Source organism: Mesorhizobium sp. (assembly GCF_004963255.1).
Classification (GTDB): Bacteria; Pseudomonadota; Alphaproteobacteria; order Rhizobiales; family Rhizobiaceae; genus Mesorhizobium.
Window position 1 is genome coordinate 260,191 of the sequence record NZ_SUGA01000001.1, and the last position, 20,008, is coordinate 280,198.

The following is a 20,008-nucleotide window of genomic DNA, read 5'->3' on the forward strand; positions in this document are numbered from 1 at the left end:
GGGTAGTCGATCATGTTTGGTAAGAGAGGCAAAGACGACGGCAACCGGGTGACGCCCGAATTCCGTCCGCCGGCATCGGCGCCCGCCGCTCCCGCTTCGACGGGAACGATGACGGCCGAGCGGCCGGCCGCGCCGGCGTCCAGCGCGCCAACCGCGCCGCCGGCTCGCCGTCCCGTCGAGGCGCCGCCGATGGCGCTCGAGCCGCCAAGAAGGGTCCAGCGCGAGCGCTCAGAGACCTATTACGACACCAAGAGCCAGGTTTTCTCCGCGCTCATCGACACGATCGACCTGTCGCAGCTCGCCAAGCTCGATCCCGAGAGCGCGCGCGAGGAGATCCGCGACATCGTCAACGACATTATCGCGATCAAGAATTTCGCGATGTCGATCTCCGAGCAGGAGGAGCTGCTCGAAGACATCTGCAACGACGTTCTGGGCTATGGACCGCTGGAGCCGCTGCTTGCCCGCGACGACATAGCCGACATCATGGTCAACGGCTTCAAGAACGTCTACATCGAAGTCAACGGCAAGGTCGAACAGACCGGCGTCCGCTTCCGCGACAACCAGCAGCTGCTCAACATCTGCCAGCGCATCGTCAGCCAGGTCGGCCGTCGTGTCGATGAATCGAGCCCGATCTGCGATGCGCGCCTGCCCGACGGCTCGCGCGTCAACGTCATCGCGCCGCCGCTCTCCATCGACGGCACCGCGCTCACCATCCGCAAGTTCAAGAAGGACAAGCTGACGCTGGACCAGCTGGTCAAGTTCGGCGCCATCTCGCCGCAAGGCGCGGAAATCCTCAAGATCATAGGCCGTGTCCGCTGCAATGTCGTCATCTCGGGCGGCACCGGCTCCGGCAAGACGACGCTGCTCAACTGCCTGACCAACTATATCGACCGCGAGGAGCGGGTCATCACCTGCGAGGACTCGGCCGAACTGCAGCTGCAGCAGCCGCATGTGGTGCGTCTCGAAACCCGGCCGCCCAATCTCGAGGGCGAGGGCGAGGTGACCATGCGCGATCTCGTCAAGAACTGCCTGCGCATGCGGCCCGAGCGCATCATCGTCGGCGAAGTGCGCGGACCGGAAGTGTTTGACCTTCTGCAGGCGATGAACACCGGTCACGACGGCTCGATGGGAACGATCCACTCGAACAGCCCGCGCGAATGCCTCAACCGTATCGAATCGATGATCGCCATGGGCGGCTATTCGCTGCCGCAGCGCACCGTGCGCGAGATCGTCGTCGGCTCGATCGACGTGATCATCCAGGCTGCTCGCCTGCGCGACGGGTCGCGCCGCATAACCCACATCACCGAGGTGATCGGCATGGAAGGCGACGTCATCATCACCCAGGATCTCGTCCTCTATAACATCAAGGGCGAGGACTCGAGCGGCCGGCTGGTCGGCGAGCATGTGTCGACGGGCATCGGCCGCCCGCATTTCTGGGATCGCGCCCGCTATTATGGCGAGGAGCAGCGCCTCGCCAATGCGCTCGAGGCAATGGAGAAACGCGCTGACTGATTTGTCTGGAGGTCTGACGCAATTCCAGGAAAAGTGTGAAGCGGTCGGGTTCGGCGACTTCGCCGTAACTTTCCGTCCGGAATTGCGTCTAAACAAAGAAATAGGGCGGTTCGCCGTTTCTTTGAAACGGCGAAAGGGCCTAGGGGCACCGGTCGATGTTCGGAATTGACACCACCGTCCTGGCGTTCATCGTGCTCGCCGGCTTCAGCGCCGGCGCGGTGGCGTATGCTTTCCTGTTCACGCGCATCGACAACGAAAAGCAGGCGGGCAAGCGGCTTCAAACCATCAAGACAGCCGAAACCGACAGGTCGGTGGTGAAAGCCACGCGCGATCGCGCCGCGGAGGCGGTCAAGCGGCGCAAAAGTCTCCAGGACACGCTCAAGCAGCTCGACGAGAAGCAGAAGACCAACGATCGCAACGTCAAGAAACCGCCGCTGAAGGTCCAGATCCGCCAGGCTGGCATGCAGGTCCCGATCGAGCGCTTTTACATGTACTCCGCCGTCTGCGGCATCATCCTGACGGGCCTTCTCTTTTTTGTCGGCGCGCCTCTGTGGGCCCTGCCCGGCGCCCTGCTGGTTGGCGGGCTCGGCCTGCCGCGCTGGTTCGTTTCATTTCGCCGCACACGTCGCGTCAAGGCGTTCCTGGGAGAGTTTCCGAACGCGCTCGACATCATCGTGCGCGCGGTCAAGTCCGGTCTGCCGCTCAACGACGCGATCCGCCTGATCGCCAACGAATCGCCCGAGCCGGTCCGGTCGGAGTTCCGCCGCATCGTCGATTCCCAGCAGATGGGCATGTCGGTGCCGGACGCCGCCATGCGCATGTCCGAGACCATGCCGTGCAGCGAGGCCGGGTTCTTTGGCATCGTCATCCAGATCCAGTCGCAGGCTGGCGGCAACCTGTCCGAGGCGCTGGGTAACCTTTCGCGCGTGCTGCGCGACCGCAAGAAGATGAAAGCCAAGGTCCAGGCGCTGTCGATGGAAGCCAAGGCATCCGCCGTCATCATCGGCGCTCTGCCGTTTGTCGTCGCCTTCCTCGTCTATCTGTCGAGCCCGACCTATATCATGCCGCTGTTCACCACCAATACCGGCAACCTGATCCTCGGCTGCTCGGGTGTCTGGATGTCGATCGGCATCCTGGTGATGCGCAAGATGATGAATTTCGAAGTGTAGGGGCGCGGATTCGGTGACAGAACAGGTCGTCAAAACACTCACCGATCCTTCCTTCCTGATCGCGATGCTGGTCGGCATCGCCGTGTTCGCGACCGTGTTCACCCTCATGCCGGCGTTCGGCGGCACGTCGCTCAAATCGCGCATGAAGTCCGTGGCGCTCGAACGCGACAAATTGCGCGCCGAGCAGCGTGCGCGGCTGGCCAGCGAGGCTGACCGGCGGCGCAAGGGCCTGCGCGAGGAACAGTCCATCGGCATGAGCAACATCGTCGACCGCCTGGATCTGAAGCGCGCGCTTGCCGATGAAAACACGATCCAGAAGCTCAAGGTCGCGGGCTTCCGCGGCCAGAACCCGCTGACGCGCTTCCTCTTCTTCCGCCTCGTCCTGCCATTCGTGGGCTTTGCGCTGGCGGCCGTATACCTGTTCGTGCTCGGCGGCCTGCCGCAGCAGCCGGCTTTAATCAAGCTGTTCGTCTGTATCGTCGTCGCCTATGGCGGCTTCTACGCGCCCATTCTCTATGTCAATAACCGCGCGACCAAGCGCAAGCAGTCGATCCAGCTGGCGTGGCCGGACGCGCTCGACTTGATGCTGATCTGTGTGGAATCTGGCATGTCGGTGGAAGCGGCCCTGCGCAGGGTCGCCGACGAGATCGGCGCGCAGTCGGTCCCGCTTGCCGAGGAATTCGTGCTCACCAATGCCGAGCTGTCCTATCTGCAGGATCGCAAGATCGCCTATGAGAACCTGGCAAGCCGTACCGGCCTGGAATCGGTCAAGTCGGTGTCGCAGGCCCTGGTCCAGGCCGAACGCTACGGCACGCCGGTGGCGCACGCGCTGCGCGTGCTCGCCTCGGAAAGCCGCGACATGCGTATGAACGCGGCGGAGAAGAAGGCCGCCGCGCTGCCGCCGAAGCTCACCGTGCCCATGATCCTGTTCTTTCTGCCGGTTCTGTTCGCCATCATCCTGGGCCCGGCCGGCATCCAGGTCAGCCAGCGCGGCATCTTCGGCGACCAGCACAGCTCCTCGAGCCAGTAGCAATCCCAGGAAAAGTGTCGCGCGGTTTTCCGCCCGGAATTGCGCAAAACAGCAGATAGGGCCTTACATCAAGCAAAAAGCCGTGCGGGGTCCGCGCGGCCTTTGCATTGTCGGGGCGGGCGGCGCTTGGCGGCGTCCTTCAGTTTGTGGCGACTTTCGCCTTGTTCTTGTCCTGATCCTTCAATTGGCTCCAGGCATTCTGCTGGGCAAGCATCTGGCGCAGATAGGCGACGTTGGCCTGCGCCTGTTCGGGCGACAATTCCTGCGAGGCGATCTTCTCGGCCTCGTCGAAGCGGCCCTGCAGGCCCACCACGAGTGCAAGGTTCTGCCGCACCCGGCTGTCAGCGCTGGGCTGCTGCGCGGCCGAGCGCATATAGGTCTCGGCCGTTCGCAGGTCGCCTTCGAGCACATAGGACATGCCGAGATTGGACAGCACCGAAGGCTCGTTCGGTTTGAGTTCCAACGCCTTGCGGTAGTCCTGACGCGCTTCGTCCTTCTGGCCCATCTGGTCGAGGATCGCGGCTTCCGCCGACACCAGCTTCCAGTCCGGATATTCGGGCGTCTGCGCGCGGCGCACGGCATCCAGCGCCGGCTCGAACTGGCCGTTGGCGGCAAGCGCCTTGCCATAGGCGGCAAGCACGTCGCGATCCTTGGGATAGGCGATCGCCAGCTTGCGCATCACGGCGAGCGACTGATCGGCATCGCCGTCCATCTGCAGCGCCGCCGCGAAATTCATCGCCATGCGCTTGTCATTGGGGTTGCGGGCGTAGGATTCGCCAAGCCTGGACGTGGCCGTGTGCAGTTCGCCCGCCGACATCGTTTCCAGCGGCCTTCTGTCGGAGCGCGAGATGGAGCCGGTGGTCATTTGGCTGGTGCTGCCGCAACCTGCCACGCTGGCTGCCAGTGCCGCCATAAAGGCCGTGCTGATCAGACGTCTGGCTCTATGGTTCAACGCTTTGATCGGCATCGGCGCCCGGTCTCCATTCCTGTGCAGCCATAGGCTGGCCGTCTTCCCTCCCGCAGAAATATTCTGTTAACCCTAACGGACCGTTAAGAAGCCGATTCATCCTGTTCGGCCGGAGATCATCGCATGTCTGTCGAACTCGTCGAACAAAAGCCGCAAGCCGCCTTGCCTGTCTATCTGGTGGCAAAGGACGCCCTTGAAGCCGCGGCATTGCGGCCGCCCGCCATCGCCTGGGCAAGAGCCAACGGTTTTTCCGGCGAGGCAGGGCGCACGCTCGTCCTGCCGGGCGAGGGCGGCGGCCTTGCCGGCGCGCTGTTCGGCACCGGCGACGGCGAAAGCGCTTTGGCCCTCGGCGCGCTGGCAAGGGCGCTGCCGGAAGGCGACTGGCATTTCGCGTCGGCTCTTGCGCAGCCCGATCTCGCCGCGCTGGCGCTGGTCCTGGGTGGCTATGTCTTTACACGTTACGGCAAGAAGCCGGGCAAGGCCTTGCGCTTCACGCTTCCGGAGGGCGCGGATGCCGCACATGTCCGCCGCGTCGCCGACAGCGTTTTCCTGACGCGCGATCTCGTCAACACGCCGACCAGCGACCTCGGTCCGGTCGAACTGGAAGAAGCCGCCCGGCAACTGGCGGCCGCCCATGCCGCCGATATTTCCGCAATCCACGGCGACGATCTTCTGGCCCGGAATTTCCCGATGATCCACGCTGTCGGCCGGGCTTCGGCCGACGCGCCGCGGCTGATCGACATGACCTGGGGACCGAGCGCTGCGCCGAAGGTGACGTTGGTCGGCAAAGGCGTCTGCTTCGACACCGGCGGCCTCGACATCAAGCCGTCGTCCGGCATGCTTCTGATGAAGAAGGATATGGGCGGCGCCGCCAATGTGCTGGGCCTCGCTTCCATGATCATGGCGGCGAAACTGAACGTCCGGTTGCGCGTGTTGTTTCCCGCCGTCGAGAATTCGATCGCCGGCAATGCCTTCCGGCCCGGCGACGTTCTGAGGAGCCGCAAGGGCATCACGGTCGAGATCGGCAACACGGACGCGGAGGGGCGGCTGATCCTGGCCGACGCGCTGGCGCTGGCCGATGAGGAGAAGCCAGAATTGCTGGTCGACATGGCGACGCTGACCGGCGCCGCCCGCGTCGCGCTGGGGCCTGACCTGCCGCCTTTCTACACCGCCGACGAGACGCTCGCGGCCGACATTGCCGCCGCCTCCGTCGCGGTCGAGGATCCGCTGTGGCGGATGCCGCTATGGCGTCCCTATGATGCGAAGCTTTCCTCAAAGATCGCCGACATCAACAATGTGACGACCGACGGCTTTGCCGGGTCGATCACCGCGGCGCTTTTCCTCAAGCGCTTCGTCGAGAAGACCCACAGCTGGGCGCATTTCGACATCTTCGCCTGGAACCCGGCCGACCGTCCGCACGGCCTGACCGGCGGCGAGGCGCAGGGCATTCGCGCGCTGGAGCGTATAATTGCGCAGCGATTTGCCTGAGCAATTGGCGGGTGTTCGCCACTGAAACGGAACCGAAACAATTTGCCGGCATGCTAGGGCGATGTCGATCTCGATGCGCCCGAGCCAGGCCTTGCGACTGTGGCAGCAGGTGATGCTGGCCCAGGTGCGCGATGGCGAGCCCGATCTCACCATGCGCCAGACGGCGATCCTGTTCACCATCTATCTCGACCCGCCGCCGCACACGGTGCGCGGGCTCGCGGCAAAACTCAACGTCACCAAACCGGTCATCACCCGGGCGCTGGACACGATGGGCGCGCTGAAGCTGGTCTCCCGCCATCGTGACGAGCTCGACAAGCGCAACGTGCTCGTCCGCCGCACGGTGGAAGGCGCGCTCTTTGTCGAGCGCTTCGGCGATGGTATCGTCGCCAAGGCGTACGAATTGCCCATCTGACCTCACTGCCAACGACTGGATTATCGATTTGACCGCAAGGGATGCCCGCCTTCACGCCTTCCGTTCCGACCTTGCCGATGCGAGGCTGAAAGGCGAAGTCGCCGCCGACCGCTTCGTCACCGGCCGCCCGGCGCGGATCACGGCCTCGGTCGCCGACCTGCGCAAGGCGCCGCGTCCCGATGCGGGCGTCAACACGCAGGCGCTGTTCGGCGACGACGTGCTCGTCTTCGAGGATACGGAAGGCTGGGCCTGGGTGCAGGCCGAGCGCGACGGCTATGTCGGCTATGTGGCGGACAATCTTCTTGGCGCGCGCGACCACGCGCCGACCCACATCGTCTGTGTGCCGCGCACCTTCCTCTATCCCGGGCCGGATCTGCGCTTTCCGATCAGCGGACAGCTGTCGATGGGCTCTACCGTGACCGTGAGCGGCTCGGCCGAGACACGCGGAACGCCTTATGCGCTGCTGCCCTCCGGCCAGGCGGTCATCGCCGGCCATCTGCGGCCGATCGCCGAGCTGGCCGACGACTATGTCACCGTCGCCGAAAGTTTCCTCGGCACGCCCTATCTCTGGGGTGGCGTCTCCGGCTTCGGCATCGACTGCTCCGGCCTCGTGCAGCTCGCGATGCGCATGACGGGCAAGGATGTGCTGCGCGACTCCGACATGCAGGCGGCGTCGATCGGCACCCCCTTCGAGCCGGGTCCGGACTATACCGGCCTCCAGCGCGGCGACCTCGTCTTCTGGAAGGGCCACGTGGCGATCATGACCGACGAAAGGGACATGATCCACGCCAACGGCCACACCATGCTGGTCTCGCGCGAAGGGCTGAAGGAAGCGGTCGAGCGCATCGGCTATCTCTACGGCGGCCCGACTGGGTTCAGGAGGCCGTAGCGCCAGCTCCCCCTTCTCCCCTTGTGGGAGAAGGTGGCCGCGAAGCGGCCGGATGAGGGGTGTTCCAGGGAACGCCAGCGTCTCACTCCGCTGGAACACCCCTCATCCGTCTCGGCGCTGCGCGCCGATCCACCTTCTCCCACAAGGGGAGAAGGAAAAGGGCGCCTTGATCCCCTTTTGTTCCGATTTTCCTTGGCGATCGCGTGCCGCCGCGCTACCTGTTGCGCGTGACCGAGCAGCCGCGCCTTGCCGAACAGAACGCCGCCGTCCTGCTGCCTGAGCCATTCGTCAAATGGTTCGGCCAAAAGGGCTGGTCGCCGCGTGCCCATCAGCTCGAGCTGCTGGCGAAGGCGCAAAGCGGCCAATCGGTGCTGCTGATCGCGCCGACCGGCGCCGGCAAGACGCTGGCCGGCTTTCTGCCGTCGCTCACCGAACTCGCCAGTCGTCCCAAGCGCAAGCCTGGCCAGGCCCGTCGCGGCATCCACACGCTCTACATCTCGCCGCTGAAAGCGCTGGCCGTCGATATCGAGCGCAATCTCGGCAAGCCGGTCGAGGAGATCGGCCTGCCCGTCACCATCGAGACCCGCACCGGCGACACGCCCTCGCACAAGCGCCAGCGGCAGAAGCTGGCGCCGCCCGACATTCTGCTCACCACGCCAGAGCAGCTCGCGCTGCTGATCGCCTCGAACGGCGCGAAGCGCTTCTTCGAGGATTTGCGCTATGTCGTGCTCGATGAGCTTCATTCGCTCGTCACCTCGAAGCGCGGGCATCTTCTGGCGCTTGGCCTGGCGCGGCTGCGCGCTTTCGTTCCCGATCTCCAGACCATCGGCCTGTCGGCAACGGTCGCCGAGCCCGACGAATTGCGGCGCTGGCTGGTCAGCCAGGCTGCCCCCGGTGCCATGTCCGAGCTCATCGTCGTCACGGGTGGCGCCAAGCCCGAGATCTCGATCCTTGATTCCGAAGAGCGCGTTCCCTGGGCCGGCCATTCGGCCCGCTACGCCACGCCGGAAATTTACCGCGAGATCAAGCGGCACAAGACCACGCTACTCTTCGTCAACACCCGCAGCCAGGCCGAGCTGCTGTTCCAGGAACTATGGCGCGTCAATGAGGATACCTTGCCGATCGCCCTCCATCACGGCTCGCTGGACGTCGCCCAGCGCCGCCGCGTCGAGAAGGCAATGGGCGAGAATGCGCTGCGCGCCATCGTCGCCACCTCGACGCTCGATCTCGGCATCGATTGGGGCGATGTCGACCTGGTGGTGCATGTCGGCGCGCCGAAGGGCGCCAGCCGGCTGGCACAACGCATCGGCCGCGCCAACCATCGCATGGACGAGCCGTCGAAGGCGATCCTCATCCCCGCAAACCGCTTCGAGGTTCTGGAATGCCGCGCCGCGCTCGACGCCAACTATCTCGGCGCCCAGGACACGCCGCCATTGGTCAATGGCGGGCTGGACGTCTTGGCGCAGCATGTGCTGGGCTGCGCCTGCGGCGCGCCGTTCCACACCGGTGCACTGTTTGATGAGGTAAGGACGGCCGCGCCTTACGCCAGCCTGGATAGGCCGACATTCGACCGGGTCATCGACTTTGTCGCCACCGGCGGCTACGCGCTCAGGAATTACGAGCGCTATGCCCGCATCCGGCAGACCAAGGAGGGCTTCTGGCGGGTTTCAAATCCGGCCGTCGCCCAGCAATACAGGCTCAATGTCGGCACCATCATCGAAGTGCCAGCGCTCAATGTGCGCTACGTCCAGGCCGGCAGCCGGGGGGCAGCCTCGCGCGGCGGCAGGGTGTTGGGCAAGATCGAGGAAGCATTCCTGGAGACTTTGACCCATGGCGACACCTTCATGTTCGCCGGCAAGATCCTGCGCTTCGAAGGCATTCGCGAGAACGAGTGCTTTGTCTCGAACGCGCCGGGCAGCGACGCGAAGGTGCCCTATTATGGCGGCGGCAAATTCCCGCTTTCGACCTACCTCGCCGAGCAGGTCCGCGCCATGCTCGACGACCCGCAACGCTGGAAGAAACTCCCCGAGCAAGTCGCGGATTGGCTGCGGTTCCAGGCGGACAAGTCCGTCCTGCCGAAACGCGATGACTTGTTGATCGAAACCTTTCCGCGCGGCAACCGGTATTACATGGTCGCATATCCGTTCGAGGGCAGGCTTGCGCATCAGACGCTCGGCATGCTGCTTACCCGGCGGCTGGACCGGGCGGGCGCCAAGCCGGTCGGATTTGTCGCCACGGACTATGCGCTGGCCATCTGGTCGCTGGCCGACATGGGCTGGATGTTCAAGAACAGAGAACCGTCGCTGGCCACGCTGTTCGATCAAGACATGCTGGGCGATGATCTCGAAGCCTGGTTTGCCGACAGCTGGCTCTTGAAGCGCACCTTCCGCAACTGCGCACTGATTTCCGGACTGATCGAAAAGCGGCACCCCGGCAAGGAGAAAAGCGGCCGCCAGGTGACCGTCTCGACCGACCTGATTTATGACGTGCTGCGCAGCCATGAACCCGACCATATTCTGCTGCAGGCCACCCGTACGGATGCCGCGACCGGCTTGCTCGATGTTAGCAGACTTGCCGAGATGCTCTCGCGCATCCGTGGTCGAATCATGCATAAGAATCTCGAACAGATATCGCCGCTCGCGGTGCCGATCATGCTCGAAATCGGTAAGATGCCGGTGAATGGCGAGGCGGACGAGACGCTGTTGATGGATGCCGCCACCCTCGTCGAGGAGGCCATGGGGCCCGAGATGACGGATTGAAAGAGGGGGCCGAGAGGGATGAATTTTTCGCTGTCGCGCGCAACGCTGATCGCCGAGGCCGATCTCGTCGGCATCGCCGGCGAGCGCGCGGTTTGCGACCGGCGTGGTGTGCTCTATTTCCCCGATCTGCGGCTGCTCGCGGTCTCCGACTTGCATCTCGAAAAAGGCTCGTCCTTCGCCAGGCGCGGCGCGCTGATCCCGCCTTATGATACCGGCGCGACCTTGCTGCGGCTGCAAGCGGTCATCGCCGATTACCAGCCGCGGATCGTCGTCAGCCTGGGCGACTCCTTCCATGACGGCGGCGGCGCCGAACGCATGCATGAGAGCTTCCGCGGACAACTGGAAGCGATGATGGCCGGGCGCGACTGGTTCTGGGTCGCCGGCAACCATGATCCCGAAGCGCCTGCCGACCTGCCCGGCGAGACGGTGCGGGAACTTGCCATCGGCTCGCTGCTCTTCCGCCATGAGCCGTCCAAGCTTCGCGTCGAAGGCGAGATATCGGGCCATCTCCATCCATGCGCGCGCATCGTCCAGCGCGGCCGCTCCGTCAGGCGGCGCTGCTTCGCCGGCGACGGCGGCCGCATGATCATGCCGGCCTTCGGCGCCTATACCGGCTCGCTCAACGTGCTCGACCGCGCCTATGCCGGCCTGTTCCGCCTGGAAACGCTGGTTGCCTATATGCTCGGCGCCGAGCGCATTTTTGCAATCTCCGGCTCGATGCTGCGGCCCGGCTGATACAGCTTCATCTGCCATAGTACAGCGTGACCGTGTGCTTCGCCTCGGCGAAGAACAGCCAGCGCTCGACCAGCATGCCGGCCAACTGACAAACAGCTGCAAGCACCGAGGCAATCGCCGCGAACGGCCAAGGCAGGGCAAAGGCGATGACAAGCAGGACAACGGGCGCAATGAATGCCAGCGCCTGCGTGATCCGTCGTAGCTTCGCGCTATGTTTGCGCGCGATGCGGAAGCCCATCTCCTTCAGCAGATAGTTCTCTTCCGTATGCGGCCATTCGATCGACCGCACCGTGCCGCCGGCGAGCCCGGTCGCGGTGTTGGCATTTGTCGGAATCTCCAGCTGGTCATTGTGGCGCCAGGTCGCGAGCTTCCAGATCCAGCCGGCCAGGGTGGCAAGTAGCGCTGAGGCCGGCATAGCGTTGGAACCGATGTTGAAACCTTGGAGCAGGGCGTTCGCCAGAGCGCTGCCTGTCATCGCTGCGAAAATCAGATAGGCCGGCAAGGTAAAGCGGCTGTGCCATTGCGCGACCGGCTTGAGCGAAGCGTAGATCATGCCCGTCGTGCAGACAGTCACGACGGCACCTGCCGCTGCCAGCAGGCCGGCGGCCGCCACCCAGCCGCCGCTCTTGCCGAGAAACACCCAGCCGATGCCGAACAGCACGGCCGGGATGAAGGTCGCGACCGACGCCACGCCTTCGCGCGACAGCCACGAGCTGCGCCACTGCGAGAAGGCGCGCCAGGCGCGCTCGGGCCGGCCGAGATGGCCGGTCGAGGACAACAACCCGGCGACGATCAAACCAAGCGCCAGCGCCATGCCGACCAAGCCGAGCCAGAAATCGGCGGGAATGAACCCCAACCCCCCAAGCAGGCCGAGCAGCGCCAGCAGGCCGTAGCCAGCCCCGGTAGCGGTGGTGAAGATGACGACCGAGAAAGCCGGATGCATGATCAGTTCGAAAGCATGCGGTCGATCCAGCCGAGGAAACCGCCTTCGGCCTTGATCGGCTCCAGCGCCGGCGCGTCGACCTTCGCAGCCCGTTCGCTGCGGGCGCGCGGCGGCAGATAGCGGTTGGTCGGGTTATAGCCCAACTCGGGCATCAGCGCGACGCCGCCACGCTCCTCGACGAGTTGCGAGATCGCCGAGGTGGGATTGCCGAGATCCCCGAAATGCCGGGCGCTGGTAGGGCAGGCGGCGACGCAGGCGGGCACGCGGTCTTCCTCGGCCAGATTGTCGTTGTAGATACGGTCGACGCAGAGCGTGCATTTCTTCATCACGCCGACATCCGCATCGAACTCGCGCGCGCCGTAGGGGCAGGCCCAGCTGCACAATTTGCAGCCGATGCATTTGTCCTCGTCGACCAGCACGATGCCATCCGAGGCGCGCTTGTAGGAGGCGCCTGTGGGGCAGACGGTGACGCAGGCCGGCTGCTCGCAATGCAGACAGGAGCGCGGGAAGTTCACTGTCCGGCCGCCCAATTCGGTCGTGTGCTCGTAACTATGGACGCGATTGAACCAGACGCCGTCGGCGTGCCCGCCATAAGGGTCGATGTCGGTCAGCGGCGCCATGTGGCCGCCGGTGTTCCACTCCTTGCAGGCGGTGACGCAGGCCTGGCAGCCGACGCAGGTGTCGAGATCGATGACCAGGCCAAGCTTCTTATCGGTCTGGGCGGGAAGACAGGTCATTCGGCGGCTTCCCTCTTCATGCGAAACGCGGCGCCGAAGTGAAGCACTTCGGGCGAAGGTTCGACATTTGGTGGCTGGGCGAAACGCTCGAATTGCGGCTCGGTGAAGCCGGCTTCCTCGGCCGCGCATTTAACGATCCGCACACGCACGTCGAACCACGCCGCCTGTCCCGTGACCGGATCGGAATTCGAATAGCGTTTGCCGTTGGCATCGGCCGACGTCTGGTCGCCGATGATGTGGTTGAGTAGGAAGCCGCGATTGCTCTCGGCCGCATCGTCCTTCAGACCCCAGCTGCCGCGCCGCTTGCCGATGGCGTTCCAGGTCCACACCGTATCCGGGTTCACGCCGTCGATCAGCTTGATCTGGCCCTTCACTCTTCCGTTCACGCTTTCGATCCACACCCAGTCATCATCGGCAAGGCCAAGTCCGGCAGCGGTCTGGCGGTGCACGAACAGCCGGTTCTGGCTGGTGATCTGCCGCAGCCAGGCGTTCTGCGAGCCCCAGGAATGGTACATGTGCATCGGCCGCTGCGTCAGCGCATGCAGCGGGTATTTTTCGAGATCGACGCTGTCCTCCTCGAAGGGCGCGTACCAGAAGGGCAGCGGGTCCATATAGGCTTCGATGCGGCCGCGTTCGGCGTCGGGTGGCTGCACCTTGCCGTGGCCGCGCGCGGCAAGGCGAAAGCGCTGGATCGGCTCCGAATAGGGTTGGAAGATGATGGGTTCCGCCTTGGCGATGAATCCCATCTCGACCGCGAAGTCGAGATAGGCGCGGTTGCCCATCTTGTAATAGCGCTGATCGTCGACAAACTCGTGATGCCAGAAGCCGCCATTGTCGATGTAGCGCTGCAGCTGGTCTGGGTTGGCGTCGCCCTTGCCGATCGATGCGCCATCCTTGCCGCGCCAGCCGGCTAAAGGGCCGATGCCGGGCGTGCGCTCGTGGTTGACGATGTAGTCGGCATAGTCGCGATATTTCGCCGAGCCATCCTCCTCGACGAAACCTGGGAGGCCGAGCCGCGCGCCGAGCTCGATCAGCACCGACTGGAACGGCCGCACGTCGCGGTCCGGCTGCACCACGGGGTGGCGAATGGCGTCGGCGGCTCCGTCGGCATGGCTGATCGGCCGGTCGAGCAGGCTGATGCAGTCGTGCCGTTCGAGATAGGTGGTGTCGGGCAGCACCAGGTCGGCGAAGGGCACGGTCTCGGAGTAATAGGCGTCGGAATAGATGATGAAGGGGATCTTGTACGCGCCGGCCTCGTCCTTGTCGGTCAGCATGGCAATGGTCTCGCCCGTGTTCATCGACGAGTTCCACGCCATGTTCGTCATGTACATGAACAGCGTGTCGATCGGATAAGGATCGCCGGCCCAGGCGTTGCGGATGACCGTGTGCATCAAGCCATGCGCGGCCAATGGCGCTTCCCAGGAATAGGCCTTGTCGATGCGGACAGGCCGGCCGGCCTCGTCGACGAGAAGATCGTCCGGCCCGCAGACAAAGCCGAGAGGCAAGCCGTCCAACGGCGTCATCGGCCGGGCGTTCTTGCCGGCTGGCTTCGGCCCCGGCGGCGCACAGCGCGGATAGGGCGGCTTGAAGCGGAAGCCGCCTGGAACGTCCACCGTGCCGAGCAGAACCTGCAGCAAATGGATGGCGCGGCATGTGTGAAAACCGTTGGAATGGGCTGAGATGCCGCGCATGGCATGCATCGAGACCGGCCGGCCCTTGATCGTCTCATTCCGCCGGCCCGCCCAGTCGGTCCAAGCGATAGGCAGTTCGATCGTCTGCTCGAAGGCGACATGCGCCAATTCGGCCGCGATGCGGCGGATCGTGTCGGCGCTGACGCCGCAACGCTCCGCCACGGCATCCGGCGAATAGCTCTCGTGTAGATAGCGATCGGCGATGAGCCGGAACACCGGCACGCAGCGTCGCCCGCCGACCTCATAGCTGCCGGTCAGCGCCGACTTTGCCTCGGGGTCGGCTGCGTTGATTGGCTGTTTTGCCACCCTGTCCCAGGCAAGCGGATTGCCGTCACTGTCGCGCACGAACAGCCCGTCATCGGCGGACCCGGCCTCCTGCACGACGAGCACCGGCGCGTTGGTGTAACGCAGCAGATAGTCGAGATCGACGCGGCCGGCCTTGAGCAGTTCATGGATCAGCGCCAGCACGAAAAGGCCGTCCGTGCCCGGCCTGATGCCGATCCAGTCGTCGGCGATGGCGTTGTAACCCGTGCGGCAGGGATTGATCGAAACCACCTTGGCGCCGCGCGCCTTGAGCTTGCCCAGCCCGATCTTGATCGGGTTGGAATCATGGTCCTCGGCGACGCCGAACAGCATGAAATATCGGGTGTTGTCCCAGTCGGGCTCGCCGAACTCCCAGAACGAGCCGCCGATCGTGTAGAGCCCGCCGGCCGCCATGTTGACGGAGCAGAAGCCGCCATGCGCGGCGAAATTGGGCGTGCCGAATTTCGACGCCCACCAGCCGGTCAGCGATTGCGACTGGTCGCGTCCGGTGAAGAAGGCGAGTTTTTTCGGATCAGTTCTGCGGATCGTCGAAAGACGTTCGGTAGCGATGGTCAGCGCTTGGTCCCATTCGATCTCGCGGAACTCACCGGAGCCACGCGGGCCTGTGCGCAGCAACGGCTTCTTCAGCCGCGCCGGGCTGTAATGCTGCATGATGCCGGCGCTGCCCTTGCCGCAGATCACGCCGCGGTTCACCGGATGGTCCTTGTTGCCGTTGATGTAGCGAACCTTGCCGTCCTTGATGTGGACGTCGATGCCGCAGCGGCAGGCGCACATATAGCAGGTGGTCTTGGCGATGCGGTCGGAGACGGTTGGCGAGGTATCGACGCCGTCGCCCTCATTTGGTGCGTGAGTGTCGGCCAGTGGCCGTTGCGAGGGTGCGGAATTGGCGCCGCGCGGCGCAGTTTTGCTCATGATTGGCGAACGCTCTTGCGGTTCGCCATCTTGGCCTTCGTCTTCGGTCCCGGGCCGCGCATGTAATGAAGTTCAGGATGATAGCGCTCTCCGGAGAGCTGCCGCTTCAGCCGGCGGCTCCAATGCGCGAATAGGGATTTGAAGCGCCCTGCCATTTCCCACTCTTGGCCTTTGACGGCCAATTTTTTCCAACGTCAGAGAAAAACTTAGAACAAAGCAATTGATGCGTCTAACAAGCAGCTCTTGTAATTCCAATCGATTTTGCTTCTTAGTTCGCCCATGACCCTCGATCAGTTGCGCATCTTCGTCGCCGTCGCCGAGCACGGCCATATGACCAAGGCCGCCGAGCGGCTCGGCATCTCTCAGTCGGCGGCCTCTGCCGCCATTCGTGCGCTCGAAAGCCAGCATGGCGTGCGCCTGTTCAACCGCGTCGGCCGCAACATCGAGCTGGCCCAGACAGGCCACCGCTTCCTGCCGGAAGCGAAGGCGGTCCTGGATCGCGCCGCCGCCGCCCGCGGCGTTCTGGAGGATGTCTCGCAGACCGTCGCCGGCAGCCTGTCGATCGCGGCCAGCCAGACCATCGCAAGCTATTGGCTGCCGCGTCGCCTCGCTTCATTCCACGAAGCCTATCCCGCGGTGAAGCTGAGCGTGACGATCGGCAACACCAGGCAGGTCGAGACCAATGTGCTGGACGGACGCGCCGATTTTGGCCTGGTCGAGGGCCGAACCGAGTCCGACATCCTGCGCCGCGCCACGGTCGACGAGGACCGCATGATGCTGGTGGTGGCGCGTTCGCATCCCGAGATCCCGATGACGCGTGCCGGAAACCTCGACATCAGGGCGCTGCGCTGGATCATCAGGGAAGGCGGCTCGGGCACGCGCGAGGCGTTGGAGGATTTCGCGCATGGTCAAGGCGTCCCGCCGGCGGAGCTGCAGATATTCCTCGTCTTGCCCAGCAACGAGGCTGTGCGTCAGGCCGTGGAGGCCGGCGCGGGCGCCACGATCATCTCGGAGCTGGTGGTCGCGCGCTCTCTGGCGGAGGGCAGCCTCAGGGCCGTGCCGGTCGAGCTGCCGAAGCGCGACTTCGCCATGATCACGCATCGCGACCGCCAGGCCAGCCTCGCCCAGATGGCGCTGAAGGCGCATCTCACCGGCCGGGCGGACGCGCCGGCAAGCGCCGAATAATCACGCGTATTTGCGCTGTGCGTCGAGCGCGAGGCCAAGGCCGACCGAGCCGAACATGTCGCCTTCGATGACGGAGGCCTGCGGCACCAGCGACAGGATCTTCCGCTTCGCCAGCGGGATCGCGGTCGAGCCGCCGGTGAGGAACACGGCCGTGATGGCGGAGGCTGGAACGCCGGCGTCGGCGATCGTCTGCCTGACCGTCGCGGCCACCCGTTCGATGTCGTTCGCAATGGTCTCCTCGAGGCCCGTGCGCGTGATCTCCGCCGCGAAGCGCGCGCCGGGCAGCGACACCTTCACCTCGGCCGAAGACTGGTCTGTAAGCGCGATCTTCGCCCTTTCGACCAAGCCCGCCATCGCATGGCCATAGCGGTGCTCGACGACATGGATGAAGCGGTCGACCAGGTCGGCGCGCTCGGCCTCGTAACGGATCTGCCGCAGGTCGCTCATCGCCTTGGCGGTGTAGACGAGGTTGATGCGCTGCCAGGTGGCTAGGTCGATGAAATAGGCTGCCGGCAGGTTGCGCTTGTGGTCCTTGGTCCGCGTCAGATAGCCGAGCTCGGGCATGACATGGGCTATGCTGAGCAGCCGGTCGAAATCGGTACCGCCGATATGGATGCCGCGATTGGCGAGGATGTCGGCCTTGCGGTCGCTCGAGCGGGCGCGCTCCGGCGAGACCCGCACGATGGAGAAGTCGGAAGTGCCGCCGCCCATGTCGACGATCAGCGCCAGCTCTTCGCGGGTGACCTTCTGTTCGTAGTCGAGCGCCGCCGCGATCGGCTCGAACTGGAAGGCGATATGCTTGAAGCCTTGCGCGCGCGCCGCTTTGTCCAACTCGCCCTGCGCCTTCGCATCGGCGGCCGCGTCCTCGTCGACGAACTGCACGGGCCGGCCGAGCACCACGTTCTCGACCGGACCGCCGGCGTCTTCTTCGAGCCGCTTCTTCAGATGGCCGACGAACATGCCGATAATGTCGATGAAGCCGATCTGGCGCGCCTTGATGCGGGTCTTCTCATTGGCGAGCGAGCTGCCGAGCACGCTCTTCAGCGAACGCATCAGCCGGCCTTCGATGCTGTCGGTGTAGTCGCTGATCGCGCGGCGGCCGAAATAGGTGTAGCCGTCCTCGAAGTTGAAGAACACGGCGCTCGGCAGAGTGGGTTGCTCGCCCTCCAGCGCCACCAGTCGCGCCCGGCCGTCCCGGATCACGCCGACGGTAGAATTGGACGTGCCGAAATCGATGCCGCCGAATGCCGATTGCATCGCAGCCTCCTGTCGTTGCTTCATGCCGGCAGAACCATCAGCGACGCGTTGCGCGCCGTCATCCGGAAAGCCGGACCGCTCTGCCGAAAATCGAAATATGTGTGCTTGTCCCTAGGGCTGGGAGGCGGCGATGTATCGCAAAACCGGGAAAAGGGAAACCCTCTTTTGAGGGGAAATGGGTGCTCCCATTTTCCCCGAAGCATCAATCTTTGCGGAAGATGATCCGGCCCAGCCAGCCGGTCAGCATGGCGAGGGATACGGCGAACACGCCGTAGAGAAAAGAATAGTCATGCGCGACCCGGAAGACCGACTGCTCGAAGCCCGATTTTCGGATCTCGAGCTGGGCCGAGCTTTCCTTGACGAACATGCCGCTCTTGAACAGGAATGCACGGGCTTTGTGGGTGCCGACCGGCACGTTGGGCGCGAGCCGCACGGTGGCGCGAAACAGGTTCTGCGACAGGAACTGCACGCCGCCGACATTTTCGCTGTAGAGGCCCGTCGCCGCTTTGCGCTCGCGCAGCGCGGCGGTGAATTCCTGGATCGTCGCCGGGCTGTCGGTCTCGTCGGCGGGCTTCAGGTAGAGGTTCTGTGCTCCGAGCGAGAGCTGCTTGTATTTGGCAGGCTCGGCGATGTCCTGCAGCGGCCGCGTCGTCGCGACGGAGTAGGAGACCGGCACGTTCTCGAAGGTTTCGGAGTCCAGGTTGATCCAGACGCCGAGCACGCGGTCCTTGCGCCGCACCACGACTGGGCGCGGCGGTCCTTCGAGCACGACGACCACGTCGTAGCGGCCCTGTCTGGCGATCAGCGGGTCGGGGTTTTCCAGCGATCCGAAGATGGTGAGGTCAGCGCCGGAGAAGCCCGCCGTGATGGAGATCGCGTCGGTCGAAAGGCCGATCTGGATGCTTTCGGTGGGCGGCGTCTGCGCCGTCGCTGGGGAAAGGACGAAGAGCATCGACAACGAGGCGGCGGCTGCAAATGCTCTGAGTCCCGCCATCAGTTGAGGCCCGCGGCGGACAGCGAATAGAGGTTGGGCGGCGTCACGAAGAGATCGACGGCAAGGCGGAGGGCGACGGCCAACACCAACATCGCCAGAAGCGCGCGCAACTGCTCGCCACGCAGCCGCTGGCCGGCCTTGGCGCCATATTGCGCGCCGGCGACGCCGCCGGCCATCAGCAGGAATGCCAGGATCACGTCGACCGTCTGGTTGGTCGTGGCATGCACCAGGGTGGTGTAGGCCGAGGTGAAGATGATCTGGAACAGCGAGGTGCCGATAACGACATTGGTCGGCACCTTGAGCAGGTAGATCAGCGCCGGCACCATGATGAAGCCGCCGCCGACGCCCATGATCGACGACAGGAAGCCGATCCCGGCGCCGAGCCCGAGCACCGGGATGACGCTGACGAACAGCTTCGAGGCGCGGAAGCGCATCTTGAACGGCAGCCGGTGGATCCAGTTGTGCTGGCCGGATTTCTTGAGCACGGGTGCTGCGCCGCTGCGGCTGGCGCGCAGCGCGTTGAGGCTTTCGACCAGCATCAGCCCGCCCACGGTGCCGAGCAACACGACGTAAAGCAGCGAGATGAACAGATCCAACTGGCCGAGCCGGCGCAACAGCGCGAAGACATAGATGCCGGCTGTCGAGCCGACAATGCCGCCGGCCAGCAGCACGCCGCCCAGCTTGAAGTCGAGCGTGCCGCGCTTGAAGTGCGACAGCGCGCCGGAGAAGGAAGAGGCGATGACCTGGTTGGCGCCGGTGGCGACCGCGATCGCCGGCGGGATGTTGTAGAAGATCAAAAGCGGCGTGATCAGAAAGCCGCCGCCGACCCCGAACATGCCCGACAGGAAGCCCACCGCCGCGCCCATCGCCAGCAGCACGAAGACGTTGACGGAAATTTCCGCGATCGGGAGATAGATGCCCACCCGTCTGTCTCGATCAGTTTGCTTGTCGGCGTATAGCGCCGTCCCCGGGCACTAAAGCACCGAAAAGCCAATTTTTTCTTG

General features: G+C 64.6%; 16 protein-coding genes. 9 read left to right on the forward strand and 7 right to left on the reverse strand.

Features of this window, described 5'->3' with window-relative positions; all coding sequences use genetic code 11:
* Positions 1-12 precede the first annotated feature (12 nt).
* From E5X34_RS01185 to E5X34_RS01195, 3 genes are all read left to right on the forward strand, one after another.
* Complete coding sequence (locus E5X34_RS01185) at positions 13-1,512, forward strand: CpaF family protein (protein ID WP_292559949.1); 1,500 nt, start codon at positions 13-15, stop codon at positions 1,510-1,512.
* A gap of 155 nt (positions 1,513-1,667) precedes the next feature.
* Entirely contained in the window at positions 1,668-2,681 is a 1,014-nt protein-coding gene (locus E5X34_RS01190) for a type II secretion system F family protein (protein ID WP_292559952.1), read from the forward strand.
* Between the two features lie 13 nt (positions 2,682-2,694).
* Entirely contained in the window at positions 2,695-3,711 is a 1,017-nt protein-coding gene (locus E5X34_RS01195) for a type II secretion system F family protein (protein ID WP_292559955.1), read from the forward strand.
* Between the two features lie 139 nt (positions 3,712-3,850).
* On the opposite strand, the gene E5X34_RS01200 is transcribed toward E5X34_RS01195, so the two are convergent.
* Positions 3,851-4,678, reverse strand: coding sequence for a tetratricopeptide repeat protein (locus tag E5X34_RS01200; protein WP_292073627.1), 828 nt, complete (start codon positions 4,676-4,678; stop codon positions 3,851-3,853).
* A 123-nt stretch (positions 4,679-4,801) separates the two neighbouring features.
* Between E5X34_RS01200 and E5X34_RS01205 the strand changes: the two genes are divergently transcribed.
* From E5X34_RS01205 to pdeM, 5 genes are all read left to right on the forward strand, one after another.
* Positions 4,802-6,166 (forward strand): M17 family metallopeptidase, encoded by a 1,365-nt coding sequence (locus E5X34_RS01205; RefSeq protein WP_292559958.1) that lies wholly within the window; start codon positions 4,802-4,804, stop codon positions 6,164-6,166.
* A 61-nt stretch (positions 6,167-6,227) separates the two neighbouring features.
* The gene (locus E5X34_RS01210; protein ID WP_292559959.1) at positions 6,228-6,578 is read left to right on the forward strand and encodes a MarR family winged helix-turn-helix transcriptional regulator; all 351 of its coding nucleotides are present in this window, start codon (positions 6,228-6,230) and stop codon (positions 6,576-6,578) included.
* Positions 6,579-6,606: 28 nt separating this feature from the next.
* A complete protein-coding gene (locus tag E5X34_RS01215) occupies positions 6,607-7,467 on the forward strand; it encodes an NlpC/P60 family protein (protein WP_292559962.1) in 861 nt (286 codons plus the stop codon).
* A gap of 227 nt (positions 7,468-7,694) precedes the next feature.
* Complete coding sequence (locus tag E5X34_RS01220; protein WP_292560754.1) at positions 7,695-10,226, forward strand: ligase-associated DNA damage response DEXH box helicase; 2,532 nt, start codon at positions 7,695-7,697, stop codon at positions 10,224-10,226.
* A gap of 18 nt (positions 10,227-10,244) precedes the next feature.
* Complete coding sequence (pdeM, locus tag E5X34_RS01225) at positions 10,245-10,961, forward strand: ligase-associated DNA damage response endonuclease PdeM (RefSeq protein ID WP_292559965.1); 717 nt, start codon at positions 10,245-10,247, stop codon at positions 10,959-10,961.
* A 7-nt stretch (positions 10,962-10,968) separates the two neighbouring features.
* Here the strand turns inward: pdeM and E5X34_RS01230 are convergent, their stop codons facing one another.
* The 3 genes from E5X34_RS01230 to E5X34_RS01240 are packed head-to-tail and all read right to left on the reverse strand — an operon-like array spanning position 10,969 to position 15,568.
* Positions 10,969-11,904 carry a DmsC/YnfH family molybdoenzyme membrane anchor subunit gene (locus E5X34_RS01230; RefSeq protein ID WP_292559968.1) on the reverse strand — a complete coding sequence of 312 codons (936 nt, stop codon included), beginning with the start codon at positions 11,902-11,904 and terminating at the stop codon, positions 10,969-10,971.
* Between the two features lie 2 nt (positions 11,905-11,906).
* Entirely contained in the window at positions 11,907-12,641 is a 735-nt protein-coding gene (locus E5X34_RS01235) for a 4Fe-4S dicluster domain-containing protein (RefSeq protein ID WP_292559971.1), read from the reverse strand.
* Positions 12,638-15,568 (reverse strand): molybdopterin oxidoreductase family protein, encoded by a 2,931-nt coding sequence (locus E5X34_RS01240; protein WP_292559973.1) that lies wholly within the window; start codon positions 15,566-15,568, stop codon positions 12,638-12,640. The genes E5X34_RS01235 and E5X34_RS01240 overlap by 4 nt, the downstream gene beginning before the upstream one ends.
* Before the next feature lie 279 nt (positions 15,569-15,847).
* Here E5X34_RS01240 and E5X34_RS01245 point away from each other — a divergent pair, with 279 nt between their 5' ends.
* Positions 15,848-16,753: a LysR family transcriptional regulator gene (locus E5X34_RS01245; RefSeq protein ID WP_292559976.1), complete on the forward strand. Its 906-nt coding sequence runs from the start codon at positions 15,848-15,850 to the stop codon at positions 16,751-16,753.
* Here the strand turns inward: E5X34_RS01245 and E5X34_RS01250 are convergent, their stop codons facing one another.
* From E5X34_RS01250 to E5X34_RS01260, 3 genes are all read right to left on the reverse strand, one after another.
* Positions 16,754-18,010: an Hsp70 family protein gene (locus tag E5X34_RS01250; protein WP_292559978.1), complete on the reverse strand. Its 1,257-nt coding sequence runs from the start codon at positions 18,008-18,010 to the stop codon at positions 16,754-16,756.
* Positions 18,011-18,212: 202 nt separating this feature from the next.
* Positions 18,213-19,004, reverse strand: coding sequence for a TIGR02186 family protein (locus E5X34_RS01255; protein ID WP_292559981.1), 792 nt, complete (start codon positions 19,002-19,004; stop codon positions 18,213-18,215).
* Entirely contained in the window at positions 19,004-19,927 is a 924-nt protein-coding gene (locus E5X34_RS01260) for a sulfite exporter TauE/SafE family protein (protein ID WP_292559984.1), read from the reverse strand. Before E5X34_RS01260 ends, E5X34_RS01255 begins: the two co-directional genes overlap by 1 nt.
* Positions 19,928-20,008 lie beyond the last annotated feature (81 nt).

Coding starts and splice junctions, on each gene's coding strand:
- E5X34_RS01185 (WP_292559949.1), top strand. CDS start 13: ATGTTTGGTAAGAGAGGCAAAGACGACGGCAACCGGGTGACGCCCGAA.
- E5X34_RS01235 (WP_292559971.1), bottom strand. CDS start 12,641: ATGACCTGTCTTCCCGCCCAGACCGATAAGAAGCTTGGCCTGGTCATC.
- E5X34_RS01240 (WP_292559973.1), bottom strand. CDS start 15,568: ATGAGCAAAACTGCGCCGCGCGGCGCCAATTCCGCACCCTCGCAACGG.
- E5X34_RS01250 (WP_292559978.1), bottom strand. CDS start 18,010: ATGCAATCGGCATTCGGCGGCATCGATTTCGGCACGTCCAATTCTACC.
- E5X34_RS01230 (WP_292559968.1), bottom strand. CDS start 11,904: ATGCATCCGGCTTTCTCGGTCGTCATCTTCACCACCGCTACCGGGGCT.
- E5X34_RS01190 (WP_292559952.1), top strand. CDS start 1,668: ATGTTCGGAATTGACACCACCGTCCTGGCGTTCATCGTGCTCGCCGGC.
- E5X34_RS01255 (WP_292559981.1), bottom strand. CDS start 19,004: ATGGCGGGACTCAGAGCATTTGCAGCCGCCGCCTCGTTGTCGATGCTC.
- E5X34_RS01205 (WP_292559958.1), top strand. CDS start 4,802: ATGTCTGTCGAACTCGTCGAACAAAAGCCGCAAGCCGCCTTGCCTGTC.
- pdeM (WP_292559965.1), top strand. CDS start 10,245: ATGAATTTTTCGCTGTCGCGCGCAACGCTGATCGCCGAGGCCGATCTC.
- E5X34_RS01210 (WP_292559959.1), top strand. CDS start 6,228: ATGTCGATCTCGATGCGCCCGAGCCAGGCCTTGCGACTGTGGCAGCAG.
- E5X34_RS01200 (WP_292073627.1), bottom strand. CDS start 4,678: ATGCCGATCAAAGCGTTGAACCATAGAGCCAGACGTCTGATCAGCACG.
- E5X34_RS01245 (WP_292559976.1), top strand. CDS start 15,848: ATGACCCTCGATCAGTTGCGCATCTTCGTCGCCGTCGCCGAGCACGGC.